The sequence below is a fragment of the Cohnella sp. GCM10012308 genome (genome assembly GCF_042649185.1).
In the GTDB taxonomy this organism is placed as follows: domain Bacteria; phylum Bacillota; class Bacilli; order Paenibacillales; family Paenibacillaceae; genus Cohnella.
Map to the genome: position 1 here is coordinate 41,439 of NZ_JBHRYU010000020.1, position 20,557 is coordinate 61,995.

General features: G+C 59.6%; 18 protein-coding genes. 14 read left to right on the forward strand and 4 right to left on the reverse strand.

Features of this window, described 5'->3' with window-relative positions:
- Positions 1-98: 98 nt before the first annotated feature.
- Both mfd and ACFOTD_RS20595 read left to right on the forward strand, forming a co-directional pair.
- Positions 99-3,623, forward strand: coding sequence for a transcription-repair coupling factor (gene mfd / locus ACFOTD_RS20590; protein WP_378121811.1), 3,525 nt, complete (start codon positions 99-101; stop codon positions 3,621-3,623).
- Entirely contained in the window at positions 3,610-4,806 is a 1,197-nt protein-coding gene (locus ACFOTD_RS20595) for a peptidylprolyl isomerase (RefSeq protein WP_378121812.1), read from the forward strand. The genes mfd and ACFOTD_RS20595 overlap by 14 nt, the downstream gene beginning before the upstream one ends.
- A 437-nt stretch (positions 4,807-5,243) precedes the next feature.
- On the opposite strand, the gene ACFOTD_RS20600 is transcribed toward ACFOTD_RS20595, so the two are convergent.
- From ACFOTD_RS20600 to ACFOTD_RS20615, 4 genes are all read right to left on the reverse strand, one after another.
- On the reverse strand, positions 5,244-6,038 hold the full coding sequence (locus ACFOTD_RS20600) for an anti-sigma factor domain-containing protein (RefSeq protein ID WP_378121813.1): 795 nt from the start codon (positions 6,036-6,038) through the stop codon (positions 5,244-5,246).
- Between the two features lie 5 nt (positions 6,039-6,043).
- Positions 6,044-6,610 carry an RNA polymerase sigma factor gene (locus ACFOTD_RS20605; protein ID WP_378121814.1) on the reverse strand — a complete coding sequence of 189 codons (567 nt, stop codon included), beginning with the start codon at positions 6,608-6,610 and terminating at the stop codon, positions 6,044-6,046.
- A gap of 140 nt (positions 6,611-6,750) precedes the next feature.
- Positions 6,751-7,560 (reverse strand): plastocyanin/azurin family copper-binding protein, encoded by an 810-nt coding sequence (locus ACFOTD_RS20610; protein WP_378121815.1) that lies wholly within the window; start codon positions 7,558-7,560, stop codon positions 6,751-6,753.
- Positions 7,561-7,573: 13 nt separating this feature from the next.
- A complete protein-coding gene (locus ACFOTD_RS20615; RefSeq protein WP_378121816.1) occupies positions 7,574-9,205 on the reverse strand; it encodes a plastocyanin/azurin family copper-binding protein in 1,632 nt (543 codons plus the stop codon).
- A gap of 459 nt (positions 9,206-9,664) precedes the next feature.
- Here ACFOTD_RS20615 and urtA point away from each other — a divergent pair, with 459 nt between their 5' ends.
- The 12 genes from urtA to ACFOTD_RS20675 all read left to right on the forward strand — a co-directional run bounded on the left by urtA (position 9,665) and on the right by ACFOTD_RS20675 (position 20,232).
- Complete coding sequence (gene urtA, locus ACFOTD_RS20620; protein WP_378121817.1) at positions 9,665-10,933, forward strand: urea ABC transporter substrate-binding protein; 1,269 nt, start codon at positions 9,665-9,667, stop codon at positions 10,931-10,933.
- A gap of 113 nt (positions 10,934-11,046) precedes the next feature.
- Positions 11,047-11,952: an urea ABC transporter permease subunit UrtB gene (urtB, locus tag ACFOTD_RS20625; RefSeq protein WP_378121818.1), complete on the forward strand. Its 906-nt coding sequence runs from the start codon at positions 11,047-11,049 to the stop codon at positions 11,950-11,952.
- A 51-nt stretch (positions 11,953-12,003) separates the two neighbouring features.
- Positions 12,004-13,116, forward strand: coding sequence for an urea ABC transporter permease subunit UrtC (urtC, locus tag ACFOTD_RS20630; RefSeq protein ID WP_378121819.1), 1,113 nt, complete (start codon positions 12,004-12,006; stop codon positions 13,114-13,116).
- Complete coding sequence (urtD, locus tag ACFOTD_RS20635; protein WP_378121820.1) at positions 13,067-13,843, forward strand: urea ABC transporter ATP-binding protein UrtD; 777 nt, start codon at positions 13,067-13,069, stop codon at positions 13,841-13,843. Before urtC ends, urtD begins: the two co-directional genes overlap by 50 nt.
- A complete protein-coding gene (gene urtE / locus ACFOTD_RS20640) occupies positions 13,830-14,537 on the forward strand; it encodes an urea ABC transporter ATP-binding subunit UrtE (protein WP_378121821.1) in 708 nt (235 codons plus the stop codon). Before urtD ends, urtE begins: the two co-directional genes overlap by 14 nt.
- 18 nt (positions 14,538-14,555) lie before the next feature.
- Positions 14,556-15,536 carry a HoxN/HupN/NixA family nickel/cobalt transporter gene (locus ACFOTD_RS20645; RefSeq protein WP_378121822.1) on the forward strand — a complete coding sequence of 327 codons (981 nt, stop codon included), beginning with the start codon at positions 14,556-14,558 and terminating at the stop codon, positions 15,534-15,536.
- Entirely contained in the window at positions 15,517-15,819 is a 303-nt protein-coding gene (locus tag ACFOTD_RS20650; RefSeq protein ID WP_378121823.1) for an urease subunit gamma, read from the forward strand. The genes ACFOTD_RS20645 and ACFOTD_RS20650 overlap by 20 nt, the downstream gene beginning before the upstream one ends.
- A gap of 61 nt (positions 15,820-15,880) precedes the next feature.
- Positions 15,881-16,258, forward strand: a complete 378-nt coding sequence (gene ureB, locus ACFOTD_RS20655) for an urease subunit beta (protein ID WP_378121824.1) — start codon at positions 15,881-15,883, stop codon at positions 16,256-16,258.
- Positions 16,251-17,963: an urease subunit alpha gene (gene ureC / locus ACFOTD_RS20660; RefSeq protein WP_378121825.1), complete on the forward strand. Its 1,713-nt coding sequence runs from the start codon at positions 16,251-16,253 to the stop codon at positions 17,961-17,963. Before ureB ends, ureC begins: the two co-directional genes overlap by 8 nt.
- 16 nt (positions 17,964-17,979) lie before the next feature.
- Positions 17,980-18,669: an urease accessory protein UreF gene (locus ACFOTD_RS20665; RefSeq protein ID WP_378121826.1), complete on the forward strand. Its 690-nt coding sequence runs from the start codon at positions 17,980-17,982 to the stop codon at positions 18,667-18,669.
- 41 nt (positions 18,670-18,710) lie between these two features.
- Positions 18,711-19,397 (forward strand): urease accessory protein UreG, encoded by a 687-nt coding sequence (ureG, locus tag ACFOTD_RS20670; RefSeq protein ID WP_378121827.1) that lies wholly within the window; start codon positions 18,711-18,713, stop codon positions 19,395-19,397.
- Positions 19,372-20,232, forward strand: a complete 861-nt coding sequence (locus ACFOTD_RS20675; protein WP_378121828.1) for an urease accessory protein UreD — start codon at positions 19,372-19,374, stop codon at positions 20,230-20,232. Before ureG ends, ACFOTD_RS20675 begins: the two co-directional genes overlap by 26 nt.
- Positions 20,233-20,557: the final 325 nt, after the last annotated feature.

A 20,557-nucleotide genomic window follows, 5' to 3' on the forward strand; every position in this document is an offset into this window, starting at 1 on the left:
CGCTGCGACAAACGAACGATATAAGAGGCCTCGGCTTTGCGCCCAGGCTTCTTTTTGAATGAACGTGAACGTAGATTGTACGTATAAGGGGAAAAGCGATGAAGCCGCTAATGAATACGTTAGCTACCGACCCCGACTTCCAGTCCGTCCTCGCGGGCCTTCGGGGCAGCATGCGGGAGCAGCTGGTGGCGGGGCTGTCGGGCTCGGCCAGACAGGTCATGATTGCCGCCACCGTCCGGGAGCTGGGGAGACCCGTGCTCGTCGTCACGCACAATATGTTCGCCGCGCAGAAGATGGCGGAGGACCTGCAGGAATGCTTGACCGCGGAGGAAGTGCTCCTCTACCCGGCCAACGAGCTGATTGCGGCCGAGACGGCCATCTCGAGTCCGGAGACGTCGGCCAGGCGCATGGATGTATTGCTGCAACTCGCGGAAGGCTTCCGCGGGGTTATTGTCGTGCCGTTCTCCGGCGCGCGCCGTTTCCAGCCGAGCAAGGATACGATGGCAAGCGCCTTCGTCACCCTGAAGGCGGGAGATACGATGCCGATGGACGAATTTTTAAGGCGTATGATCGGGCTCGGCTACGAGCGCGTGGACCGCGTGGAGCAGAAGGGACATCTTAGCGTACGCGGCGGCATCGCGGACTTTTTCCCGCTCACGAGCGCGAGCGCCGTGCGCGTCGAATGGTTCGACGACGAGATCGACTCGATCCGTACTTTCGACCCGGCGGACCAGCGCTCGATCGAAAAGCTGGACAGCTACACCGTGCGTCCCTGCCGCGAGATCATCGCCGACGAGCGGCGCTTCGCGAACGCGGCGCAGCATGCCTTCGAGCTGCTCGAGCGCCAGCTGGAGAAGATGGCGGACCGCCAGGCCAAGGAGCGCCTGAAATCCGAGATTACCCGCGAAATTGACGACCTGCGCCAAAATATGTATTTTTCCGAAATCTATAAATATATATCGCTGCTCTATCCCGAGAGACAGACGTTGTTCGATTATATGCCCAAGGACACGCTGCTTATCATGGACGAGCCGAACCGGCTCGCGGAGACGGCGCGCCAGCTGGAGCGGGACGAGACCGAATGGTCGACGCACCTGCTGCAGCAGGGCAAGTCGCTGCCCGGCTTCACGCTGGCCGTACCCGCGGAGCAGGCGCTGTATCCGAGGACCTTCCAGACGGTGTACCTGTCGTTGTTCGTGCGCCAGATTCCCCATACGCAGCCGCAGAACATCGTGAACTTCGTCTGCCGCTCGATGCAGAGCTTCCACGGACAGATGAACCTGCTTAAGGCGGAGATGGAGCGCTGGCGCAAGGGCGGCGCGCATATCGTCATGCTGGCAGGCAGCGCGGAGCGGGCCGAGCGGATGCGCCGGGTGCTCGACGACTATCAGATCGAGACGCCGGAGATCGTAGAGGGCAACCTGCAGAGCGGGTTCGAGATGCCTTCGGTCCGGCTCGTCGTCATCACCGAGGGCGAGATGTTCACCCAGAAGCAGCGCAAGGCGCGCCGCGTCGACCGCCGCATGGACAACGCCGAGCGCATCAAGAGCTATACGGAGCTGAAGGTCGGCGATTACGTCGTCCACCAGAACCACGGCATCGGCAAGTATATGGGCATCGGCACGCTTGAAGTAGGCGGCATCCACAAGGACTACCTGCACGTTATCTACGCGGGCGGCGACAAGCTGTCCATTCCGGTCGAGCAGTTCGATCTGATCCAGAAGTACGTCGGCTCCGACGAAAAGGAACCGAAGGTGAGCAAGCTCGGGGGCGCGGAGTGGACCCGGGTCAAGTCCAAGGTGCGTTCTTCGGTCAAGGATATCGCCGACGATCTGATCAAGCTGTACGCGGATCGGCAGGCGACCCAGGGCTACGGTTTCGGCGAAGACACGCCGTACCAGCAAGAGTTCGAGGCGATGTTCCCCTACGACGAGACGACGGACCAGCTGCGCGCGATCGAAGAGATCAAGACCGACATGCGCAAGTCCCGCCCGATGGACCGGCTGCTCTGCGGCGACGTCGGCTACGGCAAGACGGAGGTCGCGATCCGGGCGGCGTTCAAGGCGGCCATCGAGGGCAAGCAGGTGGCGGTGCTCGTGCCGACGACGATCCTTGCGCAGCAGCACTACGAGACGTTCCGCGAGCGCTTCTCCGGCTATCCGTTCAACATCAAGGTGCTGAGCCGGTTCCGCACGCGCAAGGAGCAAACGGAGACGATCAAGGGCGTCAAGGCGGGCACCGTCGACGTGCTGATCGGCACGCACCGGCTGTTGTCGCAGGACGTCGTGTTCAAGGACCTCGGCCTCCTCATCGTGGACGAGGAGCAGCGCTTCGGCGTTTCGCACAAGGAGAAGCTCAAGCGGCTTAAGACGAGCGTCGACGTGCTGACGCTGACCGCGACGCCGATTCCGCGGACGCTGCACATGTCGATGCTCGGCGTGCGGGATCTGTCGGTCATCGAGACGCCGCCGGAGAACCGTTTCCCCGTACAGACCTACGTGGTCGAATACAGCCCGACGCTCGTCCGGGAGGCGATCGAGCGGGAACTGGCACGGGATGGACAGGTGTATTTCCTGTTCAACCGCGTGCAGGGCATCTACCAGATGGCCGAGCAGATCTCGGGGCTCGTGCCCGATGCCAAGATCGCGGTCGCGCACGGGCAGATGTCCGAGCAGGAGCTCGAGCGGACGATCCTCGACTTCCTCGACGGCGAATACGACGTGCTCGTCAGTACGAGCATCATCGAGACGGGCGTGGACATCCCGAACGTCAATACGCTGATCGTGCACGATGCGGACAAGATGGGGCTGTCCCAACTGTATCAGCTGCGCGGCCGCGTCGGCCGGTCCAACCGGATCGCCTACGCGTACTTCGGCTACCAGCGGGACAAGGTGCTTAACGAGGTGGCGGAAAAGCGGCTGCAGTCGATCAAGGAGTTCACCGAGCTCGGCTCGGGCTTCAAGATCGCGATGCGCGACCTGTCGATCCGCGGCGCGGGCAACCTGCTCGGCGCGGAGCAGCACGGGTTCATCGCGTCCGTCGGCTTCGACCTGTACTCGCAGATGCTGGCCGAGGAGGTTAACGCGCGCAAGGCCGAGTGGCACGGCGAGAAAGCGCCGCCTCCGCCGCCGGTCAACACGCAGCTCGACCTTGGCGTGGACGCCTATGTGCCGCCCGAATATATTTACGACAGCATTCAGAAAATCGAGATTTACAAAAAGGTGGCCGCCGCTGCCTCGGGAGAAGACGTCAGCGATCTGCTCGAGGAGCTGGTCGACCGGTTCGGGGATCCGCCGAAGCCGGTGCTGAGCCTCCTGAGCGTGGCCCGGATCAAGGCGCTCGCGCGGATCTACGGCATCGAATCGATCGTCAACCGCAACGACGACCTGACGATCAAGTTCGAGGAACGGCGCAGCGCGGAGCTCGACGCCAAGAAATTCAAGGCGCTAGAGGCCCGGTATCAGGGACGCGTGCAGCTCGTGCAGCAGACGCCGGCTCCGCTCGTGCGGATCCGGGTCAAGGGACTCGACGACGATTCCATGTTGGCGCTCGTAGAAGAGTTTCTGTTACAATATAAAGAAGCGACAAAATCCAAGGAGGAATTGCAAAATGCTGTACAATAAACGCGGAACGTATCGCCGGTTCGCATTCATGCTGGCGGCCCTCGTTCTGCTCGCCGCGATGGCCACCGCCTGCGGCAAAGGTAAAAACGAAAACTCCGGCGCGTCCGCCTCGGCCAGCTCGACTGCTTCGGCCAGCCCGACCGCTAGCATAGATCCTGACACCGTGCTTGCCACCTGGGAGGGCGGCGAGCTGAAGCAAGCCGAATTCGGCAAGTACGAAGCATTCATGAACGTAACCAACCCGCAAATGGCGATGTATCTGTCGATCCCGCAATACAAGGAAGAGATCGTCAAGCAATACATCCTGCAAAAGGTGTTCGCGGAGCGTGCGACGGACGAACAGAAGAAGTCCGGCAAATCGCAAGCCGACGAGTTCAAGAAGCAGCTCGAAACAGCGCTGAAGGACGAAACGAACGGCGCAACGATCAAAGAGTCGATGAAAACCAACAACATTACCGAGGATGAAATGGTCGACCTGGTCGTCACGCTGGCGACGGGCGGCGAGATCAGCACCGCCAAGGAAACCGAGATCAAGGCGACGATCAAGGACGCCGACATCAAAACCGAGTTCGACAAGGCGCCTGCCGACTACAACCTCGACACGGTCCGCCACATCCTTGTTGCCTTCACGGATTCGACCACGAATGCGGAGCGCTCCGACGCGGATGCGCTGAAGCGTGCGCAAGAAGTGAAGAAGAAGCTTGAGGACGGCGGAGACTGGACCGCGCTGGCGAAGGAATACTCCGACGACACCGGCTCCAAGGACAACGGCGGTCTGTATGAAAAGACGCAGGCCAAGACTTGGGTCGAAGAGTTCAAGAACGCAGCCAACACGCAAGCGATCGGCGTTATCGGCGACCCGGTGAAGACGGAGTACGGCTATCACGTGATGAAGGTCGAAGCTCGCGAAGTCGCGACTTACGACAAGCTGTCCCAAACGGACAAGGACGCGATCGTGACTGCGCTCGTCGATCCGAAAATGCAAACTTACATCCAAGAAGAAACGGACAAGCTGAAGATTACGGTAACGCTGCCTGCCGAGCCTTCTCCATCGCCTGAGGCTAGCGCATCGGCTTCGGCTAGCGCATCGGCATCTGCTAGCGAGCCGGCTTCGCCATCCGCATCGGCTTCGGCCAGCGAGCCGGCATCTCCGTCGGCATCCGCTTCGGCATCGAGCAAATAATAGAGAACGCGTTAAATCACCCGGCTGCGTAAACAGCCGGGTGATTTTTTTTAACAATGATGAACTTATCAAAAAAATCGGAAAAGCGGCCTTGCTTTTCATCTGACTCGTGCAGCGTCGAATCGTAGATAGAAAAACCTGCATCTATACATGTATTTTCTACCGACTCGCGGCACTTGATGAAATGCCTGCAAATATGCAGGTAAATGCAAAGCACAAGCCGGAAATCGGGCTGATGAAGGAAAATACCTGCGCATTTGCAGCTTTTCTCACCGGCAGGGTCGACATCGGCAAAAATAGATGTATATTTGCAGGCAATACGGCGAAAGAACGGCGCGGGCGACGATACGCAGGTCCATCGGAACGACTGCCGGATGAATCAACGCATTTCTAGCGAGCAGCTAGTGCGATGAAACAAATGCAGATGTATAGGTAACTCAAATGGAGCCGAACATCTTTTCCCCGCGCGGCTGACTTCCTTGGTCGTCGGGCTCAAGCGTGATGCCGATCTTGTCGAAGTCCAAGTTGTCCGCCTCGATCGGCATGGCCAGCACGCCCAGACCCTCATCGTTGTCGGCCACGCGGAAGGTGCCGGCGCTTTTGCGGACACCGTCCTTGAGCAGCCATACCTGGTAGGCTTCCTCGCCGCTGGTCGGCGAAGCGCCATAGACATAGACGACAAATTGGCGGCTCTTGCCGTTGTCGACGATACAGGCGATGCCGAATGCGCGGGAAGCTTCGGACGCTTCCGCTTGCAGCGGGACGGCAAGCTTCACTTGCGATGCCGGAACGGACAGCGCGCGTTCAATGGGAAGCGGACCGGCCTCGTTTTCCCGGAAAAGCTTGTAATTCCAGACGGTGCTGACCGCAAGCAGAACCAGCAGGACAGATGCGGAGACCGCGATCCAGCGGCTTTTTCCGCTTCTTCTGCCACGTCCGCTTGACCGCCTGCCCGGAGCCGGCTCCGCTTTTTTGATGTCCGCCTCTTTTAACATGGCCAGATCCGCCGCCAGCGCGGCATCCATCACTTGGCGCTTCAAATCCTCAGGCGGTTCGATTTTTTCCATATCCGCGTACAGCGCCTCCCATGCGACCTGCAGATCGTTCCATTCGGCCTGGCAGGCTTCGCAGCCCGGAAGATGACGTTCAAAAGCGATCCGCTCTTCGTCGCTGCACGTGCCGGTCGCTACGGAAAGACACAGGTCGCATAGCGGTTTTTGCTTGTCGTGCATCGTCATCACTCTCCTTCCAAGGCCAGATGCCTGCGCAATATTTTCAAAGCCTGATGCAGCCTGTTCTTCACGGTGCCGAGGGGCTCCCCGTAACGGGCCGCCAGCTCCCTGAGCGTGAAGCCCTGCCAGTAAAAGTGCTCCAGCAGCTCGATCTGAGGGCCGGATAAATAACGGTAGGCGACGCGAATTTGTCCTTTGATCGATTCGCGCTCGATGCTCGCTTCCGGCGAATCCCCTTCGTCGTCGGGAATGCGCGCCATTTGCTCGGCGGTAAACGGAACGATGCCTTCCGACTGCCTGCGCTGCTTGCGCAGCCAGTCGATCGTTATATTGCGGGTTATGGTAATGAGCCAGTTCGTATATTTTCCCTTATCCTCGCTGTAATCGGAGTCGGTCGTCCACAGCCGCACGAATACCGACTGCACGATTTCCCGCGCGGCCTGCTCGTCCCGGACGGCCCTGAACGCATAAGAATAGACGAGACTGGCGAAGCGGTCGTACAGGACGGACAACGCTTCTTGACGCTTGAGCTTGACGAGCAGCATTAACTCATAATCGGTCAACTGATGCATAGGGACGCAGCCTCCAAGATCGGCTTGGGGAACGCCTTCTCGCTTGCGGCGTTCCGGCCGGTTGATTGCGGCGGGCGACACGGCAAAAGCAGGGGGACCGGCTTGGCGGTCTCCCTGCTTTGGCATTTGCGCGCGGGCGCTCAATCGGCTTTGACGACGATCGTCGCCCTCATGCCCGGATGAGGCGTACAATAGTACCCGAATTCGCCTTCTTTCTCAAAAACGACCGTCTTTGATTCATCCTGGCCCAGCAATCCGGTGTCGAAGGAGCCGTCGTCCGCGGTGGCCGTATGTTTGACCTTGTCGCGGTTCACGAACTTGACCGAGTCTCCCGGATGAATCTCCAGCTTTTCCACGGTGAAGCTAAAGTCTGCAATCTCGACGGTATAAGTCTTGGCAGCCTGCTTCCCATCGTCCTTGCCGCCTTTACCGCCGTGATTGTCATCCTGTGCCGAAGCGGAAGGAGACGGTTTAGCCGAGGGGGACGGGGTCCCCTTCGTGCCCGAAGACGGGCGCGGGCCGGCTGTCTTGGCCGGTTCCGCCGAAGGAGACGGCTTGTGGGAGGCGGCGGCATGACCGCCGCTATCGTCAGATTTGCCGGCGTGGCCGCCGTTGTCGTCGGTTCCGCCGGAATGACTGTCGTTATCGGCTGCGGCGGAATGCTGCGCGTGCGGCGTAGCAGTCGGCTTCGGCGTTGCGCTTGCGGGTTCCGTCGTCGCTTTGGGCGTGCTGTCAGCCGTTTGCGTCTGCTCCGGCGTTTGCGTGCTTGCTGTTGTCTGCGCTTGGGCGTCCGCCGATGCGGTGGCTTCGGCCGTCCGCGGCTCTGCTGCGTCGCTTGCCGAATGGGCGGCATGTCCTTGATCCGACTCTGCCGCGTTATCGGAGGAAGCGCCGCATGCGGACAGCGCCAGCATGGCTGCGACCAGGAGCGCCGCGAGTAAGCTTCTCATTCGCCTGCACCTCTCATTTTACGATAATTTGGCCGGTCATGAACGATTTGTGCGGCTGACAGTAATAATCGTACGTTCCGGGCTTATCCAGCTTAATCGTGTAGGATTCGCCTTTGGCCAGGAGCGGACCGGCAAAGCTGCCGTTCACCGCCACCGCGTTATGCTTCATATCGTCGAAATTCGTGAAAATAATCGTCGATCCGGCTTCGACCGTAAGCGGGCCGGACCCGAACGAATAATCCTTGATATCGACGTGATACGTCTTGCCGGTCTGCTCGGCAGGCGTCGCGGGGGCCGCCTGGCCTGCCGACGTGCCCGTAAATTTGGCCGGATCCACTACGAACCAGACTTGATTGACGTTCTGGCCGGTGGCGTCCCCATGCTTGGCGTCCTTAACGAAGTAGTAAAGCCCGTAGCCCTTGAAGGCTGCCTGCTTGCTGCCGTCCGGACGGGTGATCGTGCCAAAATCAGCTGCGTTCAAGACGGACGGCACCTCTCCTGTAGCCGCTCCATAAGCCGGCCAGTTGGCTAGGCAGTTTTCCGTGCATGCGCTCATCTGTGGAATATCCTTGTCAAAATAGTAGAGCGTACGCCCCTCGCTGTCGGTCAAGTAATTGCCAAGCGCTGCGCTTTTGCCGATCATGACGCGATAATCCGGCTTCGCTTCGAACCATACGCCTCCGACGCCCTCGCCCAGTGTGTCTCCCGCCTTGACGTCCTTGACGAACCGGTAGAGCGGCCAGCCTTTGTACATCCATTGTCTAACGCCGTCCGCATGCGTAACGACTGTGAAATCCGCTGCATCGAACCCTGCCGGTATCCGCAGCTCGTCTGCAGTCAGCAGCGGCCAATTGTCGATGCATGGGCCTTGGCAAGCGTCCAGATCGTTCGCATCGTTCGAGAAGAAGTACAACGTACGGCCTTGTCCGTCCGCTAAATAGGAGCCGCCTTTGGCGTCCCGGCGAAGCGTGATACGTTCGCCGGCGGGCAGCGCAGCGGTGGCCGGCAGGACGCCTTCCATCTGAAGCATATCGAAAAGCGAATGCCCCATCGACGTAGGCGCCGACAGCGATTCGACCAGCGCGGCGGCCATATGCGCATTTGTTAGGGCGGGCGTACCGGCGATCGAGACCAGTCCCTTGCCGGAAGCGAACGCTTCCGTATCCTTATAGGCAAAGTCCGCGTTCGAACGATAGCCGAGCGTCTCGAGCAGCACCTTGTACAGCTGCTGCGAGCTTACGGGGGCGAGCGGGTTGAAGCGATTCGCGCCTTCGCCCGTCCAGCCGTATTCGGGATTGCCGTGCAGGAAGGCTAGAATGGGCCGGTTGCTTGCTCCGGCGAGATTCGCATCGGCAAAACTGTCGGTGCCCGTATACGCCTTGGCCGCTTCCAGCTTGCCCTGCAGTCTGAGCGATATGATGGCGGCCTGGATGCGCGTCGTGCCTTTGGCCAAGTACTCGGCGGTGACGCCACTGCCTTCGCCGATCAGCAAGCCTAACTCGGCGGCCGCTTGACCGTCCGTCTTGACCGCGGCTCCGCCGGGCTGAACCGTTGCGGCTTGGGACGCCTCCGCCGATGCAAGCGACGGCATCAGCATCATCGCGCACATGGAGAGCGATGCAATCATTTTCCCGAACCCGTTCATTCTCATGACCTCCTCATTATCGTTCCGGTTATGTAAGAGGTAACGAACGGAAGGAAATAGCGGTTTGAAAGGCGCTTAAAAAACATGAAGAAAACTGAGCAAGCGGGCGGAGTCATTTACTTGATGAAAATGAAATGCGAACATTCGTCATAAATCGACATTTGGCAGGAGTTACATGTGAGAAGTCATAAAAAGTTCTTTTGTACTCCCTTTTATTGAACCGTTTCCCTCGTTTCGTTTATTAAATTCATTCTAAATGTAATATAATCTAACATATTACTTGGTATATTTTATAATAATAGTTTAAAAGGCTGTGATTTTACCAATAAAACTTATTTTATGTTAATTATATTGACATACAATTTCGTCCAACTCTATAATATGAATCGCGAACGGTAATTGATATTTGATTAATTAACGTTCGTGTCTGAGATACAAACATGAAAAGGGAGTGGATTCATGAAAAAAATCGTATGGTTAAAAATCGCAGGGTTGGCCGTATCCCTAAGTCTCGCGCTAACAGGGTGCGGGGGCAATAACGAGGATAATGCTTCCTCAGCGCCGGCTTCTTCGGCCTCGGGTTCCACGGCCGCTTCAGGCGGCGGAGATACCGTGAAGGTGGGCATCTTGCACTCCCTTAGCGGGACGATGTCGATCAGTGAAGTGACGGTTAAAAATTCGGAATCGATGGCGATTGACGAAATCAATGCCAAGGGAGGCGTGCTGGGCAAAAAGATCGTGCCCGTCATTGAGGATGGCGCCTCGGACTGGCCGACCTTCGCGGAGAAAGCGCGCAAGCTGTTGTCCGAAGACAAAGTCGCCACCGTATTCGGAGGGTGGACGTCGGCAAGCCGTAAGGCGATGCTGCCGGTTTTCGAGGAATTGAACGGACTGCTGTGGTATCCGGTTCAGTATGAAGGGCTTGAGTCGTCTCCCAACATCTTCTACACCGGCGCAACGACAAACCAGCAGATCGTGCCTTCGGTCGATTACCTGCTGGAGCAAGGCAAGAAGAAATTTTTCCTGCTCGGTTCGGACTATGTTTTCCCCCGCACGGCCAACAAGATCATCAAGGCGCAGCTCGCCGCCAAAGGCGGAGAGACTGTCGCCGAAGAATACACCCCGCTCGGACATACCGATTACACGACGATCATCGCCAAGATTAAGGAAGCCAAGCCGGACGTGGTCTACAACACGCTGAACGGCGACAGCAACGTAGCCTTCTTCAAGCAATTAAAGGATGCCAACATCGCCGCGGCGGATCTGACGACGTTGTCCGTCAGCATAGCGGAAGAAGAAGTCAAAGGTATCGGTCCCGACTTCCTGGCCGGTCACCTCGTTGCCTGGAACTATTATCAGACGACCGATACGCCGGAAAACAAGACATTCGTTGAGAACTTCAAGGCGAAATACGGCGCGGACAGCGTGACGAGCGACCCGATGGAGGCCGGTTATACGGCCGTCTACCTCTGGGCAGCAGCGGTCGAGAAGGCGGGCTCCTTCGATGTCGACAAAGTGAAGGAAGCGGCCAAGGGCATCGAATGGAACGCGCCCGAAGGCAAGGTGACCATCGACGGCGACAATCAGCATATCTACAAAACGGTTCGTATCGGCGAGATTCAGCCGGACGGCATGATCAAGGAACTGTGGAACTCCGGCAGCCCGGTGAAGCCCGATCCGTATCTCAAAGGCTATGATTGGGCCAAAGACCTGAGCGCCGGTACATGACGTTGTCCTGACTTCAAGGCGAACGGAGGAGCGGGAGCGTTTGCGCCCGGAGACGAACGGGGTCCCGGGGCACGCCCCCGCAGTGCCTTCAATACAGGGGGGAGCGATTTTCCTTGGAGATGTGGATCACCCAGTTGTTCAACGGCTTAAGCGTGAGCTCCATTCTGTTGCTGATCGCGCTCGGGCTCTCGATTACATTCGGACTGATGGGTGTCATTAACATGGCGCACGGCGAGTTTATCATGATCGGCAGCTATGCGGCTTATTTGACGCAAAATGCCTTCAAGGATCTTCTGCCGGGGAGCATGTTCGACACGTACTTCCTCGTCGCGCTTCCGGCCAGCTTTCTCGTCGCTTTTGCTGTCGGCTATTTGCTTGAAATCTTGCTGATTCGTCACCTGTACGGCCGGCCGCTCGACAGTCTATTGGCGACCTGGGGCGTCGGACTCGTCCTGCAGCAGATCGCCCGCAGCATCTTCGGAGCGCCCAACGTCGCCGTGAACAGCCCTTCCTGGTTAAACGGAGGCCTTCACGTGATGGACGGCATAGACCTTCCCTACAAGCGGCTGTTCATTCTCGCGCTGGTTTCGGTTTGTCTGGCGGCAATGTATATGTATATCAACCGGAGTCACTCCGGCAGGCGAATGCGGGCGGTCATGCAAAACCGCGAGATGGCTGCATGCCTCGGCATCTCGACGCGCCGCGTCGACGGAATGACGTTCGCGATCGGCTCTGGCATCGCCGGCATTGCAGGCTGCGCCCTGACGCTGATCGGACCGATCGGACCGAATATCGGCACGTATTATATCGTTGACGCCTTCATGGTCGTCGTGCTGGGCGGCGTGGGCAAGCTCGTCGGCACGGTGCTGGGCGCGCTCGGCATCGGCGTATTCAACACGATGTTCGAATGGTGGTCGACCGCGTCGCTCGGCAAGGTGTTCGTTTTTCTATGTATCGTCGCCTTTCTCCAGTGGAAGCCGAAGGGGCTGTTCGCCGTTCGTACGCGGCAGCTTGATTGACACGTTGAGAACCGCGACATCCACTTTCCTCGAAAAGAAGGTGAGGCCGCTATGACCGGATTATGGCCGGACCGCAAGCGTCTATGGATGACGCTCGGCTATGCTGCCGCTGCGGCAGCGTTATTCGCCGCACCGCTCTATTTAAGCGATTTTCGGTTGAACCTGCTTGCCAAATTTTTGGCCTTCGCGATCGTGGCGCTCGGACTGGACCTGCTGTGGGGCTATACCGGCGTGCTTAGTCTTGGCCATGGCGTTTTTTTCGGTCTTGGCGCCTATGCGATGGGCATGCACCTGAAGCTGGCGGCGAGCGGCGGCAGGCTTCCCGACTTCATGGATTGGAGCGGACTGACGCGTCTGCCATGGTTTTGGCAGCCGTTCAAGTCTTTCCCCGCCACGGTGCTGCTCGGCCTCCTCATCCCGTCGCTGCTTGCGCTTTTCCTCGGATTTTTTACGTTTCGCAACCGGATTAAAGGTGTCTACTTTACGATTCTGACCCAGGCGCTCGTCATCATCGTGACGACGCTGTTCATCGGCCAACAAGCCTATACCGGCGGTACGAACGGACTGACCGGGTTCTCGAAGCTGCTAAATCATCCGCTGCGCTCGGACGGCATGAAGACCGCGCTTTATTTCGCTACGGTCATTGCGCTTATCGTCGCCTATGCGCTCTGCCGCTATCTGACGAAGAGCCGGATGGGCAAAGTGCTGCGCGCGATCCGCGACGGAGAGAACCGCGTGCGATTTCTCGGGTACGATCCTGCGACCTACCAGATGGCGACGTTCGCCGTATCCGGCGCCCTGGCGGGTCTGGCAGGCATGCTGTTCGTGCTTCATGTCGGCATCATATCGCCGTCGATGATGGGAATCGTGCCATCCATCGAGATGATCTTATGGGTTGCGATCGGCGGTCGCGGCACGCTTGTCGGCGCATTGATCGGCGTATTGGCCCTAAATTATGCGAAGAGCGGACTGTCGGAGGCTTACCCCGAGATCTGGACAATTTTCTTGGGTGCGCTCTTCATCGTCGTAACGGTATTCCTGCCGGGCGGCATCGTCGATTTGATCCGCAAGGGAACCGCGAGCGTCCGCAAGAAAACAGGAAGGGGGAACGAACATGAGCCAGGCGCCCATCCTGTCCTGCGAGGAAGTAACCGTAGCGTTTGACGGATTTAAGGCGGTGCAGGGCATGAGCTTGTCGCTCGAGCCGGGGGAGCTTCATTTTCTGATCGGACCCAACGGCGCGGGTAAAACGACGATGCTCGATGTGATCTGCGGCAAGGTGAAGCCCGTAGCGGGCACCGTCTCTTTTCGCAGCAGAACGGGCGTCGTGGATATCACCAAACGAAAAGAGCATAAAATTGCGGGGCTTGGCATTGGCCGCAAGTTTCAGACGCCTTCGATTTTTTCGGGCCTGTCGGTCATGGAAAATCTGGAGATCGCCATGTCGCAAAATCGGAGCGTATGGGCGACGCTGCGGGCTTCCCTTACTTCTCGGGAGCGAGCGCGCATCGACGAGGAGCTGGCGCTCATCGGCCTTGGCGACGAACGGCATGCGCGCGCGGGATTATTGTCGCACGGACAGAAGCAATGGCTCGAGATCGGCATGATGCTGATGCAGGAGCCCGAGATTTTGCTGCTCGACGAGCCTGTAGCAGGCATGACGGATCGGGAGACGGACAAGACCGGCGAGCTGCTGCGGGAGATCGTCAAGCGGCGGACGGTCGTCGTCGTGGAGCATGACATGGAATTCGTGCGCAACTTTGCGAGCAAGGTGACGGTGATGCACGAAGGCAAGCTGCTCAAGGACGGCACGATGGACGAGGTCCAGAGCGACGACCGGGTCGCCGAAGTATATCTGGGCAAAAGGCGGGATGCGCATGCTGTCGGTTGAGGCGCTTGAAGCGGGCTATGGCGAGAGCATCATTCTGCGTGATGTCAGCCTGAAGGTAGAGCCCGGCCAGGTCGTCTGCCTGATGGGGCGCAACGGCGTGGGCAAATCGACGCTCGCTAAGAGCATCATGGGTGTCTTGCGGGCGAGGCGAGGCAGCATCTCCTTTAAAGGCCGGAATATTACACGTGCCGCCTCTGGGGAAAGGGCGAGGTCCGGTATCGGCTACGTGCCGCAGGGGCGCGAGATCTTCGGCCAACTGAGCGTGCTGGACAATCTGCGCATCGGGCTGGAGGCGAGCCGGGATCCGAAGCGGCGCAGGTCGAGCGAGATCCCGGAAGCGGCGATCGCCAAGTTTCCCGTGCTGCCATCGATGTATGGACGCCGCGGCGGCGATCTGAGCGGGGGCCAGCAACAGCAGCTCGCCTTCGCCCGCGCGCTCGTAGCTGAACCTGAGCTGCTCGTGCTCGACGAGCCGGCAGAGGGCATTCAGCCTTCCATCGTGCAGGCGATTCAGGACGTCATCCGCGGTATTGCGGACGAAGGCAGAACGTCGATTCTGCTCATCGAGCAGAGCCTGGACTTCGTGCGCAGCGTCGGCGACGCATTTTACATCATGGAAAAAGGAACGATCGTGTGGTCCGGCAGCAAGGAGGAGCTGGACGATCCGGCCGTCATGCGGTATCTGACGATTTAGAGAGAGGATGCGGACCAAATGACACAACCTAGACGAACTTACTGGCGGGTCGTGAGCCTGCTGCATGTGATCGGCATCATCGGCATCGTCTACGCTTCTCTTCGGGAGCCTGCCTTCTGGGGCCTTGGCCTGCTGGCTTACTCGTTCGGCTTGCGGCACGCATTCGACGCGGACCATATCGCAGCAATCGACAATGCCGTCCGCAAGCTCGTTGCGGCGCGTTCGGATTCGAACGGCGTCGGCTTGTTCTTTTCCCTCGGACATTCCACGGTCGTGCTGCTGATGGTGCTGGCTATCGGTCTCACGGCGGATACTTACATTTTCGACAATGCTGCGCTGCGCGAGATGGGCGCGCTGATCGGGACATCCGTCTCGGGCTTTTTCCTGGTCGCGATCGGCTGCGTTAATCTTGTCGTCATGCTCCGGGCGCTGTCCGGCGCCCGCCGGTCCGGATGGCGCGATGCCGGACATGCGCCGCGCCCGTCGGGTCCGCTTGCAGCGCTGCTGCGTCCGGTGCTGCGGCTTGTCAGCCGCAGCTGGCATATGTACCCGCTGGGTTTTCTGTTCGGGCTCGGGTTCGACACCGCCACCGAGATCGGCCTGCTGGCCTTGTCGGCGGGCGCCGCGAGTCAATCGGCGTCGCTGATCGGCATTCTGTCGCTGCCGCTCCTGTTCGCCTCGGGCATGACGCTCCTAGATACGCTTGACGGCGTGCTGATGAGCCGGGCGTACAGCTGGTCTTCCGTCTCGCCGGGCAAGCGGCTCGCTTACAACCTCGTCGTGACGGGCGTCTCCGTTGTCTCTGCCTTGTTCGTCGGTCTCTTGCAGCTGTCGCACCTGCTCGAGAGCCGGCTGCCGCAGGCGTGGCTCGCGTGGACGGATCGCATCGACTTCGTTTATCTCGGATACGGCCTGGTCGGGTTGTTCGCGTTGACGTGGATCGGGTTCGCGATCGCCTGGAAAGGAATGAGAAGCGGCCATGCAGTGGACGGAGCGTGAGAAAGAAAAGCTGCTGATTACGGTAGCGGCCAACCTGGCAAGAGAGCGGATGAAGCGAGGCGTCAAGCTCAACTATCCGGAGAGCGTCGCCTTGATCACGTCGGAAATTATGGAAGGCGCGCGGGACGGGCGAAGCGTGGCGGAGCTCATGGCCTACGGGCGGCAGATTCTCAGCGCCGAGCAGGTGATGGAGGGCATCCCGCAGATGATTCACGAGGTGCAGGTCGAGGCGACATTTCCGGACGGGACGAAGCTGGTGACCGTGCATCAGCCGATCGGATGACGCGTCGGGACGCTTGAAGGAGCGGATTCTATTTTGGCATGCCAAACGGGGTGAAGACAGGATGATACCGGGCGAGTACCGCCTGCGGGCGGGGGAGATCGAACTGAACGAAGGACGCAGCACGATCGAGGTATTGGTGGCCAATCTGGGCGATCGTCCCGTCCAGATCGGGTCGCACTATCATTTTTTCGAGGTCAACCGGCGGCTGCGCTTCGACCGGGAGCGGACGTTCGGCATGCGGCTGGACATTCCGGCAGGCACTGCCGTACGATTCGAGCCCGGCGAGGAGAAGCCGGTGAAGCTGACCGCGATCGGCGGCGCGAGAATGGTGTACGGGCTGAACGGACTGAGCGAAGGCGCGGCCGATTGCGAGGCGCTGCCCGAGGAGGCGGCGCGTCGTCTTGCGGGCTGGGAGAGCCGGGAGGCGGAATATGGCTAAAATGACGCGAGAGGATTATGCCGGCATGTTCGGGCCTACGGCCGGCGATGCGGTTCGGCTGGCGGATACGGAGCTGTGGGCCGAGATCGAGCGGGATTATACCGCCTACGGCGACGAGTGCAAGTTCGGCGGCGGCAAGGTCATCCGCGACGGCATGGGACAATCCGCCCATGCGGTGCGGGACGCCGGCGTGTTGGATACGATCGTTACGAACGCTGTCATTATCGATCACTGGGGCATCGTGAAGGCCGATATCGGTATCAGGGACGGGGCCATTGTCGGCATCGGCAAGGGCGGCAATCCGGATGTTATGGACGGGGTCCGGCCGGATATGATCGTCGGAGCGAGCACCGAGGTCATCGCCGGCGAGGGCCGGATCGTTACGGCGGGCGGCATCGACGCGCACATTCACTTCATCTGCCCGCAGCAGATCGAGACGGCGCTGTCATCCGGCGTGACGACGATGATCGGCGGCGGCACGGGACCTGCGACCGGGACTAACGCTACGACTTGCACGCCCGGCGCCTGGCATTTGCGGCGGATGCTCGAGGCGGCGGAGGCTTTTCCGATGAATCTGGGATTCACGGGAAAAGGAAATGCTTCGTTCGCAGCGCCGCTTGAAGAACAGATCCGGGCGGGCGCGATCGGGCTCAAGCTGCACGAGGATTGGGGCACGACGCCGCGGGCGATCGATACCTGCCTGCGCGTGGCGGAGCAATACGACGTGCAGGTCGCGATCCATACCGACACGCTGAACGAGGCGGGCTTTCTGGAGGATACGCTGGCCGCCATCGGCGGCCGGACGATCCATACCTATCATACGGAGGGGGCGGGGGGCGGTCATGCGCCGGACATCATCCGCGCGGCTTCGCATCCGAACGTGCTGCCCTCGTCCACCAACCCGACTCGGCCGTTTACCGTCAATACGATTGAAGAGCATCTGGACATGCTGATGGTCTGCCATCACCTTGACAGCCGCATTCCAGAGGACGTCGCCTTCGCCGATTCGCGTATCCGTCCCGAGACGATCGCTGCGGAGGATATCCTTCACGATCTGGGCGTGTTCAGCATGATCAGCTCCGATTCGCAGGCGATGGGGCGCGTCGGGGAGGTCATCCTTCGCACGTGGCAGACGGCGGACAAGATGAAGCGGCAGCGAGGTCCGCTCGGTACGGATGCGGACAGCGACAACTTCCGCATCAAGCGATATATTGCGAAGTACACGATTAACCCCGCCATCACGCACGGCATCTCGCATCTCGTCGGCTCGATCGAGCCGGGCAAGTTCGCGGACCTCGCGATCTGGTCGCCGGCATTTTTCGGCATAAAGCCGGATCTCGTATTGAAGGGCGGGAGCATCGCTTATGCGCAGATGGGCGATCCGGGCGCATCGATCCCGACGCCGCAGCCGGTCATGGGCAGGCTGATGTTCGCGGCATACGGCAGAGCGGTTGAACAGTGTGCGATTACGTTCGTTTCGCAGGCGGCTTTTGATAGCGGCCTTGCGCAGCAGCTGGGTCTGCGCAAGCGTATCGAGCCGGTCCGCAACTGCCGCAGCGTCACCAAGGCCGACATGGTGCTAAACGACGCGACGCCCGAGATCCTGGTGAATCCGGAGACGTACGCGGTGACGGTAGACGGCGTGCCCGCCGTCTGCGAGCCGGCGGAGACGCTGCCGATGGCGCAGCGATACTTTTTATTCTAGCGTCGGGAGGAGAGCGATGCCTATGATCCGGTGGCTCGCGGCGCAGCAGCTGCTCGATTCCGCGCTGCCCATCGGCGGCTTCGCGCACTCGTTCGGCCTCGAGGCCGCCGTGCAGGACGGCCTCATCGCCGATATGCGAGCACTCGAGCAATATTTGCGCACGATGCTCGCGCAGAGCTGGTCGACGGCGGATGCCATGGCTGTCAAGGCGGTGTACGAGACGGCGGGTAGTGGCGACTGGTCCCGACTATGGCGCGTAGAGCGGCTCGTCCATCTGCAGCGAGCCGGCGCCGAATCGCGTGCGGGCGTGGAGAAAATGGGGCGGCGCCTGCTCCAGTTGGCGGCCTCGATCCATCCCGCGCTTGATTGGTCGCCGCTGCTTGCGGCGTGCGAAGCCGGCGATTGCCTTGCGACGCATCCGCTGGTGCACGGCTTCGTCTGCTGGCGGCTCGGCCTTCCGCTCGAGCAGGCGGTGCAGGGCTATCTATATGCTTGCGTCGTCACCGCGACGAGCAGCGCGCTGCGTCTGCTGCCCGTTGGGCAGACCGAATGTCAGGCGCTCATCGCCAGGCTCGGCCCGGCGATCGACGAGGGCTGGCGCATTGCGCGGGATCTGGCGCCGGAGGAAGCCTATACGAACGCGCCCTTGGCCGAGATCGGCGCAATCCGGCATGAGACGCTTTATTCCCGCCTGTTTATGTCATGAATGACGCAAGTCCTGCCATTACAAGATTGGAGGAATACAAAATGTGCCAAGGCAAAGGACATCACCATCACCCCGAATGGTCGCAGCCGGTCTTTGAAGGCTCGCGTCCCATGCGGATCGGCATTGGAGGACCTGTAGGATCGGGGAAGACCGCGCTGCTGGAAAATATCGCACGCGAGCTCAAATCCCGCTATAGTCTCGGTGTCATAACGAACGATATCTATACGAAGGAGGATGCCCGGATTCTTCTCGCGACGGGCGTGCTGCCCGAAGAACGCGTTATTGGCGTGGAGACCGGCGGATGCCCGCACACTGCCGTTCGGGAGGATGCCTCCATGAACTTCGAGGCCGTGTCCGAGCTTGAAGAAAGATTCCCCGGGCTGCAGATCATTCTAATCGAGAGCGGCGGGGACAATCTGGCGGCCGCGTTCAGCCCCGAGCTGGCCGACCGATTCATTTATATCATCGACGTCGCGCAGGGAGAGAAGATTCCGCGCAAGGGCGGCCCCGGCATTATGCGCTCCGACCTGCTCATCATCAACAAGACCGATCTTGCTCCGCATGTAGGCGCAAGCCTGGATGTCATGGAAGCTGATACCAGGCGGATGCGGGGCGATCGGCCTTACGTATTTTCCAACCTGCGAGGCGGGGAGGGCGTGCAAGAGATCGTCGCCTGGCTCGCGCACGAGTATGATCATGCCCATGGCATCGAGCATAGTCACCGCTGACCAGGAGAAGGCGCGCGTCGCCGTGCTGGAGGCATCGGCTTCGCTGCGAGAGGGAGCGACGATTCTTGCCGGTCGTTACTGCACGTCGCCGATCAAGATCGCCAAGACCTTCTCGCAAGGCAGGGCGCTGGTTGTGATGGTTATGGATGCTTCTCCCGGCATGCTGGCAGGCGACCGTTACGAGCTGCAGTGGGAGGCGGGAACCGACACCCACCTTATTCTGACCAATCAAGGCTTTACCAAGATTCACCCCTGCGAGCCGGGGCAGTTCGCATCGACGCATACCCGGTATCGGGTCGGAACGGGTGCGTGCGTAGAGGCGATGATGCAGCCGCTCATGCTCTATCGGGACGCCGTGTACGAGAACCGAACCGTCGTGGATCTGGCGCCGGGTGCCGTTTGGATGCAAGGCGAGGTCGTATGTCCGGGCAGAACGCTGCGGGGAGAAGCTTTTCAATTCGAATCGCTGGACAACCGCCTGTCCGTATATTACGAGGACGAGATTATTTATCATCAGCGGCAGCTCGTCCGTCCGCGATTGCAACGGATAGCAGCGCAAGGAGGCTGGGGAGATTTCAGCCATTTAAGCACTTTTTACGTTTTTTCGGATCGGGTAACGCCGTCGCTGCTGGAAATGGTTCGGGAGACGCTCGAGGTAAAGGAGATTCTCGAGCTAGGACTGTACGCAGGCGCATCGCTAACGTATTGCTACGGCCTGGCGGTCGTTGCGGCTTCCGATTCGGCCTGGAAGCTGCAGCGGTTCATCGGCTGCGTTCAGAAGGCGGTGCAGAAGTCGCTGCTTGGGAAGCTACCGAGCCGCGGTAGCTTTGACTGAATATCGTCATTAATTGATTATAAGCTTGCCTGCCAGCCCGGCGGGCAAGTTTTTTTTATTTCAAGCACTTATTTATGGAAATGTTCAGAGCTTGTTTAGAGGTGCCTGATAGAATGTATACTGCTCGAGTTGATTCTACAATTTCTGACATGAGTCGGGATGGTTTTTTACATCTTGGGCTTCATATTGGCGGGCCCCGATCCGATTATGTCTTTATGCCTACAGCGAATGGGGGATTTGATTTTGACGGCTCGAAGGTGACTCAGATGATCCGGACGACGGCTGCATAACGGTTTGTTCTAACGGCGCTCTGCGACGGGCAATA

What these genes read in the sequence shown, in the direction of transcription:
- mfd (WP_378121811.1), top strand. Translation starts at nt 99, where the DNA reads ATGAAGCCGCTAATGAATACGTTAGCTACCGACCCCGACTTCCAGTCC.
- ACFOTD_RS20595 (WP_378121812.1), top strand. Translation starts at nt 3,610, where the DNA reads ATGCTGTACAATAAACGCGGAACGTATCGCCGGTTCGCATTCATGCTG.
- ACFOTD_RS20600 (WP_378121813.1), bottom strand. Translation starts at nt 6,038, where the DNA reads ATGCACGACAAGCAAAAACCGCTATGCGACCTGTGTCTTTCCGTAGCG.
- ACFOTD_RS20605 (WP_378121814.1), bottom strand. Translation starts at nt 6,610, where the DNA reads ATGCATCAGTTGACCGATTATGAGTTAATGCTGCTCGTCAAGCTCAAG.
- ACFOTD_RS20610 (WP_378121815.1), bottom strand. Translation starts at nt 7,560, where the DNA reads ATGAGAAGCTTACTCGCGGCGCTCCTGGTCGCAGCCATGCTGGCGCTG.
- ACFOTD_RS20615 (WP_378121816.1), bottom strand. Translation starts at nt 9,205, where the DNA reads ATGAACGGGTTCGGGAAAATGATTGCATCGCTCTCCATGTGCGCGATG.
- urtA (WP_378121817.1), top strand. Translation starts at nt 9,665, where the DNA reads ATGAAAAAAATCGTATGGTTAAAAATCGCAGGGTTGGCCGTATCCCTA.
- urtC (WP_378121819.1), top strand. Translation starts at nt 12,004, where the DNA reads ATGACCGGATTATGGCCGGACCGCAAGCGTCTATGGATGACGCTCGGC.
- urtD (WP_378121820.1), top strand. Translation starts at nt 13,067, where the DNA reads ATGAGCCAGGCGCCCATCCTGTCCTGCGAGGAAGTAACCGTAGCGTTT.
- urtE (WP_378121821.1), top strand. Translation starts at nt 13,830, where the DNA reads ATGCTGTCGGTTGAGGCGCTTGAAGCGGGCTATGGCGAGAGCATCATT.
- ACFOTD_RS20645 (WP_378121822.1), top strand. Translation starts at nt 14,556, where the DNA reads ATGACACAACCTAGACGAACTTACTGGCGGGTCGTGAGCCTGCTGCAT.
- ACFOTD_RS20650 (WP_378121823.1), top strand. Translation starts at nt 15,517, where the DNA reads ATGCAGTGGACGGAGCGTGAGAAAGAAAAGCTGCTGATTACGGTAGCG.
- ureB (WP_378121824.1), top strand. Translation starts at nt 15,881, where the DNA reads ATGATACCGGGCGAGTACCGCCTGCGGGCGGGGGAGATCGAACTGAAC.
- ureC (WP_378121825.1), top strand. Translation starts at nt 16,251, where the DNA reads ATGGCTAAAATGACGCGAGAGGATTATGCCGGCATGTTCGGGCCTACG.
- ACFOTD_RS20665 (WP_378121826.1), top strand. Translation starts at nt 17,980, where the DNA reads ATGCCTATGATCCGGTGGCTCGCGGCGCAGCAGCTGCTCGATTCCGCG.
- ureG (WP_378121827.1), top strand. Translation starts at nt 18,711, where the DNA reads ATGTGCCAAGGCAAAGGACATCACCATCACCCCGAATGGTCGCAGCCG.
- ACFOTD_RS20675 (WP_378121828.1), top strand. Translation starts at nt 19,372, where the DNA reads ATGGCATCGAGCATAGTCACCGCTGACCAGGAGAAGGCGCGCGTCGCC.